General features: G+C 65.8%; 15 protein-coding genes and 1 pseudogene. 9 read left to right on the top strand and 7 right to left on the bottom strand.

Annotated features, from left to right (window positions below):
• Positions 1-47 precede the first annotated feature (47 nt).
• Both ACQCSY_RS22175 and ACQCSY_RS22170 read right to left on the bottom strand, forming a co-directional pair.
• A complete protein-coding gene (locus ACQCSY_RS22175; protein ID WP_427136477.1) occupies positions 48-920 on the bottom strand; it encodes an ABC transporter permease in 873 nt (290 codons plus the stop codon).
• On the bottom strand, positions 917-1,774 hold the full coding sequence (locus ACQCSY_RS22170; protein WP_427136475.1) for an ABC transporter ATP-binding protein: 858 nt from the start codon (positions 1,772-1,774) through the stop codon (positions 917-919). Before ACQCSY_RS22170 ends, ACQCSY_RS22175 begins: the two co-directional genes overlap by 4 nt.
• A gap of 513 nt (positions 1,775-2,287) precedes the next feature.
• Here ACQCSY_RS22170 and ACQCSY_RS22165 point away from each other — a divergent pair.
• Both ACQCSY_RS22165 and ACQCSY_RS22160 read left to right on the top strand, forming a co-directional pair.
• Entirely contained in the window at positions 2,288-3,895 is a 1,608-nt protein-coding gene (locus ACQCSY_RS22165) for an ATP-binding protein (protein ID WP_427136473.1), read from the top strand.
• The gene (locus ACQCSY_RS22160; protein WP_427136471.1) at positions 3,873-4,547 is read left to right on the top strand and encodes a response regulator; all 675 of its coding nucleotides are present in this window, start codon (positions 3,873-3,875) and stop codon (positions 4,545-4,547) included. Before ACQCSY_RS22165 ends, ACQCSY_RS22160 begins: the two co-directional genes overlap by 23 nt.
• Positions 4,548-4,901: 354 nt before the next feature.
• Here ACQCSY_RS22160 and lgt read toward each other — a convergent pair whose 3' ends face one another.
• From lgt to ACQCSY_RS22145, 3 genes are all read right to left on the bottom strand, one after another.
• Entirely contained in the window at positions 4,902-5,801 is a 900-nt protein-coding gene (gene lgt / locus ACQCSY_RS22155) for a prolipoprotein diacylglyceryl transferase (protein ID WP_427136469.1), read from the bottom strand.
• A 55-nt stretch (positions 5,802-5,856) separates the two neighbouring features.
• Positions 5,857-7,197, bottom strand: a complete 1,341-nt coding sequence (locus tag ACQCSY_RS22150; RefSeq protein WP_427136467.1) for a dihydrolipoyl dehydrogenase family protein — start codon at positions 7,195-7,197, stop codon at positions 5,857-5,859.
• Between the two features lie 101 nt (positions 7,198-7,298).
• Complete coding sequence (locus tag ACQCSY_RS22145) at positions 7,299-7,670, bottom strand: DUF427 domain-containing protein (protein ID WP_427008681.1); 372 nt, start codon at positions 7,668-7,670, stop codon at positions 7,299-7,301.
• Between the two features lie 326 nt (positions 7,671-7,996).
• On the opposite strand from ACQCSY_RS22145, the gene ACQCSY_RS22140 reads away from it, so the two are divergent.
• From ACQCSY_RS22140 to ACQCSY_RS22120, 5 genes are all read left to right on the top strand, one after another.
• Positions 7,997-8,998, top strand: a complete 1,002-nt coding sequence (locus ACQCSY_RS22140) for an acetamidase/formamidase family protein (protein WP_427008680.1) — start codon at positions 7,997-7,999, stop codon at positions 8,996-8,998.
• Between the two features lie 142 nt (positions 8,999-9,140).
• The gene (locus ACQCSY_RS22135) at positions 9,141-9,737 is read left to right on the top strand and encodes an acetate uptake transporter (RefSeq protein WP_427136464.1); all 597 of its coding nucleotides are present in this window, start codon (positions 9,141-9,143) and stop codon (positions 9,735-9,737) included.
• Positions 9,738-9,756: 19 nt separating this feature from the next.
• Positions 9,757-10,518, top strand: coding sequence for an SDR family NAD(P)-dependent oxidoreductase (locus tag ACQCSY_RS22130; RefSeq protein ID WP_427008678.1), 762 nt, complete (start codon positions 9,757-9,759; stop codon positions 10,516-10,518).
• Between the two features lie 68 nt (positions 10,519-10,586).
• Complete coding sequence (locus tag ACQCSY_RS22125; RefSeq protein ID WP_427136461.1) at positions 10,587-11,021, top strand: recombinase family protein; 435 nt, start codon at positions 10,587-10,589, stop codon at positions 11,019-11,021.
• Between the two features lie 36 nt (positions 11,022-11,057).
• On the top strand, positions 11,058-11,489 hold the full coding sequence (locus tag ACQCSY_RS22120; RefSeq protein ID WP_427136459.1) for a recombinase family protein: 432 nt from the start codon (positions 11,058-11,060) through the stop codon (positions 11,487-11,489).
• A 378-nt stretch (positions 11,490-11,867) separates the two neighbouring features.
• Here the strand turns inward: ACQCSY_RS22120 and ACQCSY_RS22115 are convergent, their stop codons facing one another.
• A complete protein-coding gene (locus tag ACQCSY_RS22115; RefSeq protein WP_427136457.1) occupies positions 11,868-13,163 on the bottom strand; it encodes an MFS transporter in 1,296 nt (431 codons plus the stop codon).
• Positions 13,160-14,533, bottom strand: coding sequence for an MBL fold metallo-hydrolase (locus ACQCSY_RS22110; RefSeq protein ID WP_427136455.1), 1,374 nt, complete (start codon positions 14,531-14,533; stop codon positions 13,160-13,162). The genes ACQCSY_RS22115 and ACQCSY_RS22110 overlap by 4 nt, the downstream gene beginning before the upstream one ends.
• Positions 14,534-14,640: 107 nt before the next feature.
• On the opposite strand from ACQCSY_RS22110, the gene ACQCSY_RS22105 reads away from it, so the two are divergent.
• On the top strand, positions 14,641-15,336 hold the full coding sequence (locus ACQCSY_RS22105; RefSeq protein WP_427136453.1) for an ArsR/SmtB family transcription factor: 696 nt from the start codon (positions 14,641-14,643) through the stop codon (positions 15,334-15,336).
• Positions 15,291-16,504 (top strand): annotated as a pseudogene (locus ACQCSY_RS22100) (cysteine desulfurase family protein). The gene ACQCSY_RS22105 and the pseudogene ACQCSY_RS22100 overlap by 46 nt, the downstream one beginning before the upstream one ends.
• The last annotated feature ends 14 nt before the right edge of the window (positions 16,505-16,518 follow it).

The following is a 16,518-nucleotide window of genomic DNA, read 5'->3' as shown; positions in this document are numbered from 1 at the left end:
TGTTGAGGATTCGGGTGATGGGTAAGTGGAATGGATGGCGGCGAACGTCAGATCGCCTGTGCTTCAGAGCGGCTCGGCGGCCGCCATTTCAGCAGCGAGTTCTCCAGCAGGGAGATAAGGTATTCCGCGCCGAGGGTGACCACGGCGATGATCACCATGCAGGCGAAGACCGTGTCGGGATCGAAGGTCCCCTGCGCCTGACTGATGATCAGCCCGATTCCGTGCTGGGCGCCGAGCACTTCGGCAACGAGCGCGCCGATGATCGCGAAGCCGAACGCGCTGTGCAGGCTCGCGATGATCCACGTCATCGCCGACGGGATGGTCACGTGCGCTGCGACCTGAAGCGGCGATGCACCCAGCACGCGCACGTTCCCGACCAGGTTCTGGTCCACCTCACGGACGCCCTGGAAGGCGTTGAAGAAGACGATGAAGAAGACCAGCACCGCCGCGAGCAGCACCTTCGGGAAGGTTCCGAGGCCGAAGGCCACGATGAAGATCGATCCGAGCACGATCCTGGGGATTGAATTCACGATCCGGATGTACGGGCCGACGACGGCTGAAAGGTACTTGTTCGAGCCCAGGAGGATTCCGAGCACAACCCCGACGAACGTGCCGAGCAGGAAGCCCATGAAGGCCTCCTGCACCGTGATCCAGAGGTTCTCCCAGATGGTGCCAAATGCCGTGCCCTCAGTGAAGAGCACGACCAGGCTGTTCCAGATTCCGGACGGCTGGCCGAAGAAGAACTTGTCGACCCACCCGACGGCCGTGAACCACTGCCAGCCCCCGATCACGATCACCGCGAGGATGGCCCGCCCGATCCAGATCCACATCGTGCGGATCTTCATGGCGCGCCGGGCGGAATCCTGTTGCATTGTCGGCTGCTGGTGTGTGCGCGCGCCGCGGTGGGTTGTCGTTGTCATGCTGCTGCACCTGCCGTTTGCTTGTAGGCCCGGGTGACCTCATCTTTCAGGGATTCCCAAATCCGGCCCTGCAGTTCCAGGAAGCGCCCCTCGTGGCGGATCTGCTGCACATCGCCACGCGGTCTGGGAAGATCGATGTCGAAGACATCCTTGATCGTGCCGGGGCTGCTGGTCATGATGACCACCTTGTCGGCCAGGGCCACGGCCTCGTCGAGGTCGTGGGTGATGAACAGGACCGAGGGGCGCAGTTCTTCCCAGAGCTGCAGCAGTTCGTTCTGCATGATCGCCTTGGTCTGCACGTCAAGGGCGCCGAAGGGCTCATCCATCAACAGGATCCGCGGGCTGTTGATCAGCGCCGCAGCCATGGCGACGCGCTTGCGCATGCCGCCGGACAACTGGTGCGGATAGCGGTCCTCGAAGCCGGCCAGGCCAACCCGGCGCAGCCAGTCCATGGCCAGCACGGTGGCTTCGCGCTTGGGCGTGCCGAGCAGGACCGGGCCGATCAGCACGTTGCCCAGGACGGTCTTCCAAGGGAAGAGCGCGTCCGCTTGGAACATGTAGCTGACGCCCTTCGTGATGCCGTCCACGATCTGATCGTGGACGCTCACCGAGCCGGCGCTTGGCTGCTCCAGGCCGGAGACCTGCGCCAGTGTCGTGGACTTGCCGCAGCCCGTCGGTCCGACGATCGCGCAGAACTGGCCGGGTTCGACTTTAAGGTTCACGTCTTGGATGGCAGTGAATATTTCGCCCTTGGGCGTGAGGTAACGCTTGGTCAACCCGACGATGTCGATACCTGCCGCGTCCTCGGCTCTCCCGGGGGCCGCGGGCGGGCGGTGATGATGGTTAGCATCCATGTGCTAAGACCTCTCTGTCTTTCGGTTCATGTGAGCACTCGCTACCAGACGCGCCGCGCAGGTGCGTCAGGGAATCGAGACGGTCCGGTGTTTCTTTCCGGTTCAACGGCATCGTGAAACTACGGTTTTGGTGGTGAATACGGTTTTGGTGGTGAAGTTGCCGCACGTTTCCAACGGAAGGCCCGCTCCATGCCGGCCCTCCGGAGTCGGGGGCGGCTTGCAGCAGCCCGGGGCCGGACCGCCGGCCTGGGGGCTGCTTTTTTCTCGTTCTGACACCGTTGTCACTCGGATCCCTTCCTTGGGAGTCGCTTCCTTGCGTGATGTGGATCACGGAAACTATGTAAAGCTTAGAAAGTGATTGTCCGTGCCAGAAGTCTTCAGTAAGTTGTTGCGCCTTAACAGCAAAAGTGCACGTTTTGTGCGTTTTCTGCACACCGGTAAATGCCGAGCATGGGTGCGGTTCCGGTGAGCCGCGCGCCAGCCGCACCGCGCCTCCGGGCCGGCGGTCATTCCATGACCCTGACCACCCAGATCCTCCTTGGCTCGCTCTCGCTGCTGCTGCTCACTGTCGTCCTGGGCGGGTTTCTGTTCACGCTGATCAGCAACCAGACCCTGGAGCGGCAGTACCAGCTGCGTGCCCTGGGCATCGCGACCACCACCGCGCAGATGCCGGAAATCCGCTCCGCCCTGGCGGCAGGGGATCCCAAGCACATCATCGACGGTCTCGCCCGGGACATCACGGGCGCCGCGCAGTCCGCCTACGTCGTGGTTACCGACCGCGACGGCATCCGGTTCTCCCACCCGGTCCCGGCACTGATCGGGCACAAGCTGGAGGAACCCGTCGCAGTACTGGACGGCCAAACCCATGTGGGCTTCAACGAGGGCAGCCTGGGCAGGTCTGCCAACGCCAAGGCCCCGATCTTCGGGGCGGACGGCTCGGTGACAGGCCAGGTGTCGGTGGGCATCGAGGAGACCCATGTGTTCGAGAACGAGGTCCAGAACATCTGGCTGATAACCGGGTTCTCTGCGCTGGTCCTGGCCCTGGGCGTGGGCGTTTCGCTGTTGCTCTCCCGCCGGATCAAGCGCGTCACCTTCAACCTGGAGCCCGCCGAGATCGCGTCCCTGTTGCAAGAGCGTGAGGCGCTGCTACACGGGATCCGGGAGGCCGTCGTCGGCCTTGACGACGACGGAAGGGTCACGGTGATCAACGGCGAGGCCCGGCGGTTGCTCCAGATCGAGGGGGCAGCACTGGGAAAGCCGGTTGCCGAGCTCATTCCGGACGGGCGGCTTCGGGACCTGCTCACCGGCAAGATCCGCGGCGCGGACCAGGTCGCGCTGACGGAGGACGCCCTGCTGGTGGTCAACCGCATGCCCGTCGCCAGCGCCGGGCGGAGCATCGGTTCCGTCATCACCCTGCGGGACCGCACAGAGATCGAGAGCCTGGTCCGGGACCTGCACTCCGTCCGGGGCCTGATGGAGGCAATGCGCGCCCTGGAACACGAATACGCCAACCGGCTGCACATCGTCGACGGGCTGCTGGAGATGGGGGACGTGGAGCAGGCCAAAAGCTACGTCTCGCAGGTATCCGCCATGTCCACGTCGCTGGGCGAAGGGCTGCGTGCAAGGATCGCGCCGCCGGAGCTGGCAGCCCTGCTGCTGGCCAAGATCACCGTTGCCGCCGAACAGGACGTACAAATCGAAGTGAGCCCTGAGTCCCGGCTGGAACACCCGCAGGTGGACCAGACGGAACTGCTGACCATCGTGGGCAACCTCCTGGACAACGCCGTGGACGCGCTGGCCAACACGCCCCGGCCGCGCACGGTCACGGTACAGTTCGACGACGCTGACGGCGTTTTCATCGCCGTGCGCGACAACGGCCCCGGCGTCCCGGCAGACAAGATCGACCAGGTGGTGGTGGACGGCTACTCCACCAAGGACCCCCGGCCGGGAATGCGGCGCGGAATCGGACTGGCCCTGGTGGCAAGGATCGTGCACCGGGCAGCGGGAACCCTGGACGTGTTCCCGGGACCCGGCGGTAAGTTTGAGGTGTGGCTGCCGGCAATCCCGCACCACCGGACAAGGACAGGAGTGGCGGGCATTGATCAAAACATTGGTGGTTGACGATGATTTCCGGGTCGCCGGAATCCACGCGGCCCGCGTGGCCAAAGTTGAGGGCTTCGAATGCGTGGGCCAGGTGTACAGCGCCGCAGCAGCCCGCGAAGCAATCGCCCGTCTACACCCGGACCTGCTCCTGCTGGACGTGCACCTTCCCGACGAGGACGGGCTCTCCCTGCTGCGGTCCCTGCAGGCGGCCGGAACCCAGGTCGATTGCATCATCATCACCGCCGCCCAGGACCTGGCCACCGTCAAGTCAGCCATGAGCAGCGGCGCCGTCTATTACCTCGTCAAGCCCTTCAGCTCTGACCGGCTCCGCACACAGCTGCAGGCATACCAGAGATGGCGGCACGAGCTGGCGTCCGCATCAACCGCCAACCAGGCAACCGTCGACAGCCTCTACAACGCCCGCTCCGCCGGAGTCAGGCCCGCAGCCCCGGCCCCGCGCCTGCAGCCCACCATGCAAAAAGCGCTCGACGCCGTCCGTGCCGCCGGCGGTCCCGTCAGCGCCGCGGAGATCTCCGACCGGCTCGGGATCAGCCGCCCGACCGCCCAACGCTACCTCAGCGCACTCGAACGCAAGGGCCTTCTCATCCTGGACCTCACCTACGGCAGCACCGGCCGGCCCCTGAACACCTACACTGTTCCCCAGCCCTGAGCGGCGAGAACCCAAGGTGAAGATCTGACAGGTCCCAACCCAAGCAAATCAATCCGCGGACCAGAAGCGTCGATGTCAGTTCCCTGGACGAAATGTACGAGGTCCTGGACACGGTGCGCGCCATGGGAGTCTGTGGCAAGTGCGGAGTACGCCTTATGCCGCCCAACGGGAAATGACCTCCGGCCGCGGCAGGATTCTCCCGCACGACAGGCCGATGGCCCGTTGACGGACAGCCGTCTCAGGCGCCGATGGGGCGTTTCGGTTAAATGGCAGGCAACCGCCTGTGGCCTGCACGGCATAAGGAGCAGATCACGGATATCGGTGCCCGGGGCGGCAGTCCGGGCCGTAGCTGCCCTATGGGGAACCTGCATCCTCCAGGGCCGGCGTCCCGGTTCTATGGAGCTGGACCTGGGCTGCTCTGCGGGCGCGCATCATGGCGAGGGCGAACCCGACGGCGCCGCCGAGGAACACCAGCCCTGCGACCCACGTGTTCACGCGCAGACCGAGAATAAGGTTGGCGTAGTCCGAACGCATGAGCTCGATGACGAAGCGCCCGGCCGTGTAGATCATGACGTAGAGCGAGAACTCTGCGCCGCGAGGCAGCCGGAAGCGGCGGGAGAGGACGAGGATCGCGATTCCGCCGAGGGTGCACCACAGGGCCTCGTAGAGGAATGTCGGTTGGAAGTAGCCGATGACGATCGGGTTTCCGTTTGGCCCGGCGGCGGCACCGCCCGTGGCGGGGTCCATCTGGTGGATCTCGAGGCCCCACGGGAGGGTGGTCGGATCGCCGTAGAGCTCGTTGTTGAACCAGTTGCCGAGGCGCCCGAGGGCCTGCGCGAAGAGGAGACCCGGCGCCACGGCATCGGCGAACGCCGGCAGGCTTGCCTTCGCCCGTCGGCAGCCGATCCAGGCGCCGACGCCGCCCAGAGCGACCGCCCCCCAGATCCCGAGCCCGCCGTCCCAGATTGCGATCGCGTTCCACGGGTTCTTGCCGGGCAGGAAGTAGAGCTCGGGGTCGGTGACGACGTGGTAGATGCGCCCACCGAGGATCCCGAAGGGGACCGCCCACAGGACGACGTCGGGCACCTCGCCGGGCTTGCCCCCGCGACGGGCCCAGCGGCGGCTCGTGAGCCACATGGCCACGCCGATGCCCGCGAGGATGCACAGCGCATAGAAGTGGATCGGCAGGGGTCCGATTCTGATCGCGTTGACCGTGGGCGAGGGCAGGTACGCGGGGAGAGCGAGGTGGCTCACCGGGTGTCCCCGCGCTTCTTCTCTGTCCGCTCTTCCAGGAGGCCGGGTTCGTTGCTCATGTCAGCCTTCCGAGGGCGTCTTCGATGGCGCGGTGGAAGGTGGGGTAGGCGTAGATCATCTCCCGCAGCCGGCTCAGGGGCGTGCGTTCGTGGACCGCGAGGGTGAGCATGGAGAGCACCTCGCCTCCGGTGGGGCCGGCTGAGGTGGCACCGACCAGGATGCCCCGGTCGGTGTCGGCGACGAGCTTGATGAACCCGTGGTTGCCGGCCTTGTGGATCCAGCCGCGAGTGGAGTGCGGGATCTCGGAGACCGCGGTGCTGATGGTCATGCCCTGTTCCCGGGCCTGCTGTTCGGTGAGCCCGACCGATCCGACCTCGGGGTCGGTGAAGGTCACCCGGGGCACGGCGTGGTACTCCGCCTGGGTGGTGTGCTCGCCGAGGATGTGGCGGGCCGCGATCCCGGCCTGGTACATGGACATGTGGGTGAAGGCGCCGTGTCCGGTGATGTCGCCGATCGCGTAGACGCCCTCGGCGATGCGCAGATACGGGTCTGTGTCGACGGTGCGCCGGCTGGTGTCCACGCCGATGGAGGCGAGTCCGAGGCCGGCGAGGTCGCTGCGCCGGCCGGTGGCGACCAGCAGCCGTTCGGCGGTGAGGACGGTGCCGCCGGCGCGGACGGTGAAGCCGGCGCCGTCGTGGTTGACTTCTTCGGCCGTGGTTCCGGTATGGATGCCGATCCCTTCGGAGGCGAGGACTTCTTCGACGAGCCGGCTGGCTTCGGGCTCCTCGAGGGGAAGGAGGCGGTCGAGGGCTTCAAGGATGTGGACGCGGGTGCCGAAACGTCCAAAGGCCTGGGTCAGTTCAAGTCCGACAGCTCCGCCGCCCAGGACGATCAGCGATTCGGGTGCCTCCTTGGAGGCGACCGCGTGGCGGTTCGTCCAGAACGGGGTCCCGGCAAGGCCGGGGATCGGCGGGAGAGCCGGGTCGGTGCCGGTGTTGATCACGATCGCCCGGCGGGCTTCGAGTTCCCGCCCGTCGACGCTGACCGTGCCGGGGCCGGTGATCCGCGCGATGCCGCGGACGAAGCGTCCGCCTGCTTTCTCGAAGCGTTCGACGGCGACTGTATCGTCCCAGTTGTCGGTGGCCTCGTCCCGGATCCTCTCAGCGACGCGGGCGAAGTCTGCCTTGACGTCGGCTGTTCCGGCCAGGGATGCGACCCGGTGCGCTTCGGCGAGGACCATCATCTTGGTCGGGATGCAGCCGTAGTAGGGGCATTCCCCGCCGACAAGGTTCTTCTCGATTCCGACCACGGACAGCCCGGCTTTGGCCAGCTGCGCTGCTGCGGCCTCCCCTCCAGGGCCCATGCCGATGACGATGACGTCAGCATTGTCTGCCATGTTCAGTTCCTCTCGCCTGTGCTGTGCGGACGGGCCACTCCGGGTGCCGTCTTCGGGTTTCGGGCTTCTCGTGCCTGTGCCTGGGCTCGTCATGGCCGGTCTCAGATTCGGCCGAGGATTCGGGCCAGGAGGCCTCTGGCTGGTCTCTCGTCTGCGGGTTCGGACTTTCCGGCCTCGAGGACCCGCACGCCTTTCCAGAAGGCGATGTGGCCTTTGATCTCGCGGGCGGCCAGGCTCGGGACCGGGTAGTACCAGGCCGCGTCCCGGTTGGTCCTGCCGTCGACCTCGAGGGTGTAGTAGCTGGCGGTCCCCTTCCAGAAGCAGACGGTCGTGTGGTCGCTCGGGCGGAAGTACTCGGAGTTGATCGAGCCGGGCGGGAAGTACTGGTTCCCTTCGATCTGGACGGTCCGGTCCGATTCGGCGAGCACGGTGCCGTTCCAGATCGCCTGATAGGTCTTGCGCGGTTCGGGCATCTTTCCCTCCTTCATCCTGTTGTGGCGAGCTTAGCCCGCAGGCGAGGGCTGATCTGTGATCTGCATTGCAGAGCCACCGGTCCGCGCGTGGCGGTGTGTGGGAGGGCCGCGTCAGCGGTGAAGGCCTGACGGGGCTGCCCGGTGTGCCGGTGCGGATCTGGATGCGGATGTGGCCCCTGCGGCGTAGCCGGATTTTTGGGTCGGGTTTGTTGTGTTCGGGTCGGGTTCGGCCGGTCTCAAATGATTCATCGAATACGCGCAGGCGGGCATCTTTGATGAGTCGCGGATGGTTGCACTACCCATGTGGTCCGCCTAGCATCACTAGCATGGATGCTCTCACTTTCAAGCCGGAACGCGGGCAATATGTTTATACCTTTGGTGGTGCCGCACCCGTGATGACTGTGAAGCCGGGTACCGTTCTGCACCTGTGGTCGGAAGATGCCTTCAACAATGCGCTCACGTCCGTGAGCGATGTCGCCAGCCAGAAGCTCGACTTCCGGTACCTCAATCCGCAAACGGGGCCCTTCTTCGTAGAGGGGGCGGAGCCCGGAGACACCCTTGTCATCCATATCGTCGATCTGACGCCGGCTCGCAGCTGGGGGGCGTCCGCGGCAATCCCGTTCTTCGGCGGGCTCACGAGCACGGACCGTAGCGCGATGCTTCAGGAGGCGCTTCCCGAGGCGACCTGGATCTACGAGGTGGACTCCGAGGCGGGCACGGTTGGCTTCCAATCGCGATTTGGCGATTTCGAGGTCGCGCTGCCGCTCGCCCCGATGCTCGGCACCGTCGGAGTCGCGCCTTTGGGAGGCGAGGTTCGCTCCTCGCTCGTTCCGGAACGGTTTGGCGGAAACATGGACACGCCCGAAATGAGGGCGGGGACAACGGCCTACCTGGGTGTCAACGTCGAAGGAGCGTTGTTTTCGATCGGGGACGGACACTATCGGCAGGGGGAGGGAGAGGCGTGCGGCACCGCGGTCGAGGGCGCGATGAACTCGACCATCATCGTGGAACTGATCAAGGGCGGCGCCCCCGCCTGGCCTCGGCTCGAGACGGACGACTACTGGATGGTCGTGGGCTCCTCCCGCCCGATGGAGGACTCGTGGCGCATCGCGCAAGTCGAGATGATCCGGTGGTTCGGTGAGCTCTTCGACCTGCACCAGATGGATGCCTATCAGTTGCTGACGCAGATTTCCGAGGCGCCGATCGCCAACGTCGTCGACCCCAACTACAGCGTCGCCATCAAGGTCCGCAAATCCCTCCTCCCCAGGAAGAATGCGTTCGATGGCATGCATCATGAGTTGCGCACCGCGGCGAGCACACGGCGTTAGCAGGCCCGTTCGGCCCGGCATGGCTGTCACTGACAGGTGCGCTTAGCCGAGGCATTATACTTCATGAAGATCAACGACTGATATGATTTTGTTATCGAGTTGTGATCGTGACCGGCTTTTCCCGTAATGAGGAGGATCTGCTGTGAGTGACTCAAATGTCGTGACTGAAGCAAAGGTCGACCTGTTGGCAGACCCCATTCCTCTTGGGCTCCTTGGGTATGGCATGACGACCGTTCTGTTGAGTCTGGCGAATGTCGGGTTATTTCCGGTGGATGGCATGGTTTTTACCATGGCCATTTTCTTTGGTGGAATCGCCCAGGCGATAGTGGCCGTGTTGTTGTTCATGAAGGGAAACAGCTTCGGAGTGACCGCATTCGCGGGGTATGCGTTCCTTTGGCTGTCGTTCGCGTTCCTGAATATTGGTGCAGGCAATGGTTGGTGGCATGTCACCAGTGGCGCGGTGGGCGCATATCTGCTCGTGTGGGCACTGTTCACGCTCGGGCTGGTGATCGCATCGGTCGTCGCCCCCAGAGTGTTGACGGTCATCTTGGTCCTCACCGTCATCCTTCTCGGATCCCTTGGTGCGGGTGCACTGACGGGCAGCGCGGGGCTCAACCTGTTCGGTGGCTATGAGGGCATCCTGACCGGTGCGCTGGCGATCTATCTGGCGTTCGCGTTCCTGATCAATGAAATGTTCGGGAAAGACGTCCTCCCAGTTGGCAAACCGTTCCGAGCTTGAGACAGAGGAGGACAAAATCGTGGACCTGCACATCAAGGGAAAGACTGCTTTGGTCACCGGCGGCACACGAGGCATCGGTCGCGCCATAGTCGAAACGTTCGTCGCGGAGGGTGCCAATGTGGCTTTCTGCGCCCGTAACGCTGACGAGGTGGCGGCAACCGAGGCCGACTTCGCCTCAAGCGGCAACAAAGTTGTCGGCACGGTAATGGATGTCAGAGATGCGGACGCGATCTCCGCATGGGTCGACGGCTCCGCCAAGGAATTCGGTGGCATCGACATGGTCGTCAGCAACGTGAGCGCGCTGGCGATTCCGGACACGGACGAAAACTGGGTCGAATCGATCGAGGTGGACCTGATGGGCACCGTCCGCTTGGTCAAGGCTTCGATTCCGTACCTGGAGAAGAGCACGGCGCCATCGATCGTCGCGATTTCCAGTGTGTCCGGTCGCGAAGTGGATTTCGCATCCGGCCCATACGGGACCGCGAAGACGGCGATCATCGGCTACATTGCCGGCGTCGCGTTCCAGCTCGCGGAAAAGGGAATCCGGGCGAACACCGTGTCACCCGGGAACACTTATCACGACGGCGGCGTGTGGCCGAGCATCGAGCAGGGCAACCCGGAACTCTTCAAGTTCGCGATGGGGCTGAACCCAACGCACCGGATGGGGACGCCACAGGAAATCGCATCCAGCGTGGTGTTCCTGTCCAGCCCCCTGTCCAGCCGCACGACCGGAGCCAACCTGCTGATCGATGGCGCGTTGACCCGCGGGATCCAGTTCTAGGAGTCGGCTGTCCGGTGGGCTCCTGCCCGAGCTCCGCCGGCTGCTGATCGGTGACGCGATGTTCCTGAATGGCGTCGTCTTCGGTGACACGCACGCTCCCTTCTCCGATCGACCCCGAGGGAATTTCGATCCCCGCTCAACGGGTCGCCTGCCAGAAGAAAGCTGAACAGCTTGGACTGACCGTCATCGATGAGTGTGTCGAGCCTGGAAAGTCAGGCACCACTATGGCCAACCGCATTTCATTCCAGCCGATGCTCGAACGTGTCCGACACCTCAAAGACATCGACTACATCATCGTCCACAAGCTCTCTCGGCTGTCGCGCAACCGTTACGACGACGCCGTCGTCATGGCCGACCTGCGCAAGCGAGGCGTTACCCTCATCAGCGCCAGCGAGTCCATCGATGAAACACCGGTGGGCCAGCTCATGCACGGCATCCTGGCCGCGTTCAATGAATACCGGTCACGGGAGGATGGCGCCGACATCACCTACAAGATGGGCTAGAAGGCCAAGAAGGGCGGCACAGTCAGCCGCGCCCTCTTGGGCTACACGAATTCCATCGACCGCTTCGAGGGCCGTGAAATCCGTGCCGTGGAAATCGACGAAGCACGCGCACCCCTCGTGAAGCTGGCCTTCGAGCTGTACGCGACCGGAGACTATACGCTGGCCGACCTCGCCGACGAGCTGGGTGACCGTGGTCTGTTCAGCCGACCGACCGCGCGGCGCCCCAGCCAAGCAGTCTCAGTCAGCAAGATCGCCCAAATGTTCCGCAACCGCTACTACCTCGGCTACGTGACATACAAGGGCCAAGAGTACGACGGACGCCACGAGGCGATCATCGACGACGAGACTTTCGCCCAAGTACAGACCTTCGCAGCGCCGGCATGCCGGTCGACGGCATGGAGCCGGACTGGCGGCTTGACCGCGAAATCTATCGCCTCGATTTCCCCGCCCGTCCTTGGGTCGACCTGACCCATCCGGACACTGTTGTCGCGATCAAGGCATCCGGCATCGCCGCCGCCGACCGGATGTCCCTGGCCGACCTGACAGGTGACGATCGGGCGCTGACGACCGCAGTGGATCCGCGCACAGAGACTGGACGGCGGCACGCAACCGGCCGGACTGAGGTACCCGTCAAAATTCGGCTTCTCCGAGGGCGACTACTGCTATGCCGGCTTCATAGCCAAGCCCAACAGCGGCTGTGGGTGCACTGGTTCGGAGTTTCCAGCGACCGACCCTGACCTGGCCGAAGCCGTCAAGCGAACCGGCCAATCGATGGCCGGGTGCGGCTCCTGTGGGAGTGGTTCTCGGTGCCGGGATCCTGTATGGACGATACGGAAGGGATGGCGCTTATGCGGGGTGTGGGGCCGGTTGGTGGTCGGATCCGCGCATCCGCACGGCGACGATGATTCCGGAGGCTGCGGTGAGGGCGCCGACGGCGGCGACGGCTGTCGGGATGCCGTAGGCGTCCGCGAGGAGGCCGGAGAGCAGGGCCCCTACGGCGAATCCGCCGTCGCGCCAGAGCCGGTAGATCCCGACGGAGCGTGCCCGCCAGTGCGGGTGGGCGACGTCGCCGATGGCGGCGAGCAGGGTGGGGTAGACCATAGCGGTGCCGGCACCGAGGAGGATGGCGGCGGTGAGCCAAATCCCGAAGCCGGTGCCGAGCGCGGTCATGCCCAGGGCGGCGGCCTGGATGAGCATGCCGCCCGCGATCAGGGGCTTGCGGCCGATCCGGTCCGAGAGCGCCCCCGTGACCAGTTGGCCGGCTCCCCAGACGGCGGGGTAGACCGCGGCGAGGATGCCGATGCGTTCGATGGTGAGTCCGGCGGCGGCGAAGAGGACGGGGAACAGGCCCCAGGCCAGGCCGTCGTTGAGGTTGTTGACCAGGCCGGCCTGGCTGACCGAGGACAGGGACTTGTCGCGGAAGCTGGTCAGGGTGAAAATTTCCCGGTTGCTCAGTTCCGCGTGGGCGTCCGCTTGCGTGGAGGCGTGGCTGGCGGCTTCGAGCCGGGCGTGGTGGCGGGTTTCCTTCACGGCGAGCACGGAGAGTCCGAGGCCGAGGGCGATGTACGCGGCGCCGAGCAGGAACGGGCCCGGCCGGAGGCCGTAGTTCGCTGCGATGTAGCCGGTGGCCAGGGCTGTGGCGGCGACGCCGAGATAGCCTGCGGCTTCGTTCAGGCCCATGGCCATGCCGCGGCGGGAGGGGCCGACGAGGTCCATTTTCATGATCACGGTGGTGGACCAGGTCAGGCCCTGGCTGATGCCCAGAACGATGTTGGCCGCGACGATCCAGGCCCAGGAGGGTCCGAAGATCAGCATCAGCGGGATCGGCAGGGCGATGATCCAGCCGGCGACGAGCACGGGTTTGCGTCCGTACCGGTCCGAGAGGGTCCCGGCGAAGTAGTTCGTGGCCGCCTTGGCCAGGCCGAAGGCCAGGATATAGGTCAGGGCGGACGTGTACTGGTCCAGGTGGAAGACCTGCCCTGCCAGCAGGGGCAGGACGGTGCGTTCCTGGCCCAGGGTGCCGCCGACCAGGGCGTTGACCGCCACGAGGAGCATGAACTGGGCGAGGTTCTGGCGCAGACCGAGGCTAATCCCTGACTTCCGGCCGGCGGGATCGGCCCGGTGGGTTGATCCGGTGCTCATCGGCTTGTCTGAATGGCTTTGCCGGTCGCGTTGGTCCAGTCGCCGGGTCCGCCGTCCAGGACGCTGATGCCGGTCCGGCCGCCGGCGGTGAGGATGCTGGCTGCGCTCATGGCTCGTTCGCCGTGTCCGCACATGACCAGCACGGGGCCGTCCGGAACCTCGGAGAGGTGCCCGGCCAGGGCGCCGAGTTCGATGTTGCGGGCGCCGGGGACGTGTCCTGCGGCGTATTCGCCGGCCTGCCGGATGTCCAGGATGGTTGCCTCCGGGGCGATGAGGTCCGCGGGGACCAGCGGGGCGACAACCTCTGCATCGGGTGCGTCGGCGGCGGCGTTCCAAGCCGATAAGCCGCCGGCGAGTTCCCCGGCGAGGGCGTCGAAGCCGACTTTGGCGGCCTCCCAAGTGATGTCCTCCGGGTCCTGGTCCGGGGCGCGGACGATGATGACCGGCTTGCCGGGGTCAGCCAGCCAGCCCAACCAGGTGGCGAACACCGGGCGCAGCGTGTTGGACAGGGACCCGGGGATGTGGCCGGCGGCGAAGTCCGCCGGGGTGCGGACGTCGATAACCTGCGCGCCGTGATCCTGCAGTTCTCTGACACGGCCAGGCGTCAGAGCGGCCAGTGCCGGGGCGGCGCCGAGCACGGCGGGGCCTTGTTTGTTGATTTCCCCCAGGCGCAGGAAGTAGTCCGGGAAGGTTCCCAGGGAACCGAGCAGGGCCTCGACGAAGGCGTCTTCGCCGCTGACCTGCAGCAGCGGGTTGGTGGCCCGTTCCCTGCCGATGGTGCTGACGCGGTCCCCGCCGGCCGCGGCGGAGCAGAAGGAGCCGGCGCCGTGGGTGGGCCAGACGGGTGTCTCATCGGGCAGCTCCATCAGCCGCTGCAGCGAGTGGTACTGGGCCCGGGCGAGCGGGACCGTCTGGTCCGGGCTGACCAGATCGGTGCGGCCGGCGGTTCCCACCATCAGGGACCCGCCCGTGAAAACGCCGGCGATCCGCCCGTCGTCCAGGACCAGATAGGACAGGTGTTCCGGGGAATGCCCGGGTGTAGCCACCGCCTGCAGGGACAGTGCGCCGAGGCCGACCGTGTCGCCGTCCCGCAGCCCCGGAAGAGTGAAGCCGCGGGGACCGACCTCGGGTGCCAGGATGGTCGCGCCGTCGCTCCCGGCCAGTTCCCGGACTCCGGAGATGAAATCGGCGTGCAGGTGGGTTTCGGCGGCGTAGGCGATGCTCCGCCCGAGGCGCCGCGCCTGTGCGCGGACGCCGCGGATGTCCCGCTCCGGGTCCATCACCAGGGCGCGGCCGTCACCGAGATCGAGGATATACGTCGAGTTGCCCAGTCCCTCGTCGATGACCGGAATCAGATCAAGTTTGGCCATGGCCGGATGCTCCTTCGGGGTGGACCGCCGGACAGCGGTACGCTGGTATTCCAGATAAACATGGAATAAACTCTATTCCAGTATTACATGGAAATTTGGAGGATGTAGTGGGTGACCGGGGCAAGAAAGCCGCACTGTTCGATCAGTTCGCGCGGGTGGGCAAGGCGATGGGTAACGGCAAACGCCTGGAGCTGATCGACCTCCTTTCCCAGGGGGAGCGCAGCGTCGAAACTCTCGCTGCCGCCGCGGGCCTGGGGCTGAGCACGGCATCGGCCCACCTGCAGGCCCTGAAACAGGCGGGCCTGGTCACCACCCGCAAGGAGGGCACCCGGATCCACTACGACCTGGCCGGCGATGATGTCCTCCGGCTGTATGAGCTGGTCCGCACGGTGGCCAGGGAACGGGTGGCCGAAGTGGAAGAGCGGGGCAATGACTATCTCAGTGCCGGGCGCGCCGCGGAAGCGGATCTGGACGAGACGGCCCGGGAAATGACCCGGGAGGAACTTCTGGCCCGTGCCGCCGACGGCACGGTGACGGTCCTGGACGTCCGTCCCCCGGAAGAGTACCGTGCGGGGCACATTCCCGGTGCCGTCTCGATCCCGCTGGAACAGCTGGCCGAGCGGATCAGCGAGCTGCCCCCCGGGCGTGAAATCGTCGCCTACTGCCGCGGCGCGTACTGCGTGCTCGCCTACGAGGCCGTGGACCTGCTGCGCAGGGGCGGCCGCCCGGCGCGCCGGATGGCCGAGGGCATGCTCGAATGGCGCCTGGCGGAACTGCCGACCGACAAGAGCCTGGCCGCGTGAGTGCCGCGGGCCATCCGGGCCATTTAGGCGGCCCGGTGTACCTGGAACACAACGCCACGACACCGGTGGACCTGCGCGTGCTCGAGGCAATGGAGCCCTACCCGGGCCGGTGGTTCGGCAATCCCTCCAGCGACAACGCCTACGGCACCGAACCCCGCAACGCCCTGGCAGCGGCTCGGGCCCGGGTCGCCGCGCTGATCGGAGCGGGCCCTGAGACCACCGTGTTCACGGGGTCCGGATCGGAAGCTGACCAGCTCGCGATCCGCGGCGCGGTCCTGGCGGCAAAAGCAGCCCGGCCGCATGTGATCACCCAGGTCACGGAGCACCCTGCGGTGCTGGAGAACTGCAGGGCACTGGAGCGTCTGCACGGCGTGCGGGTGACCTATCTGCCGGTGGACGCCAAAGGCCTGGTCGATCCCGCGGGCCTGTCCGCGGCATTGACCCCGGACGCGGTGCTGGTGTCGGTGATGGCCGCGAACAACGAAACGGTCGCCATCCAGCGCATCGCCGAACTCGCCCGGATCACCCGGGACCACGGGGCCTGATGCACTGCGATCCTGCCCAGGCCGCAGGAAAGATACCCCTAGACGTCGAAGAGCTCGGCGTGCACCTGCTCACCGTGGTCGGGCACAAAATGTATGCCCCCAAGGGCATCGCTGCCCTCTACATACGGAACGGCGTGAGGCTGGAACCAGTCATCTACGGCGGAAGACAGGAACACGGAATGCGCGCAGGCACAGAAAACGTCGCCCTCGCGGCAGGCCTGGGTGCGGCAGCGAAGCTCGCCGCTCGGGACCTCGGCAACGGCGCCCAACATCACCTGGCCTCCCTGCGGGACGACCTCCACGGCCGCCTCCTGAAAGGGCTTCCCGGCCGGATCACCCTGAACGGGCCGGCCGCGCGGCGGCTGCCGAACACCCTGAACATCAGCATCGAAGGCATCCACGGACACGAATTCCTCGCGGCTCTGCCCGGAATCGCGGCATCGACCGGCTCCGCGTGCCACAGCGGAAACCACACCCCCTCACCGGTCCTGACCGCCATGGGCATCGGCCAGGACCGGGCACTCGCCGCACTGAGGCTGACGCTGGGCCGCTGGAGCACGCCGAAGGACATTGAGATCGCAGCAGAACTGATCACGACGGCCGCCGCGGCGGCGAAGGACTGATCAGCTCTCTTCGT

Source organism: Pseudarthrobacter sp. S9 (assembly GCF_050156545.1).
In the GTDB taxonomy this organism is placed as follows: Bacteria; Actinomycetota; Actinomycetes; order Actinomycetales; family Micrococcaceae; genus Arthrobacter.
The sequence above is the reverse complement of the archived record's forward strand: the minus strand, read 5'-3'. Positions and strand labels throughout refer to the sequence as shown.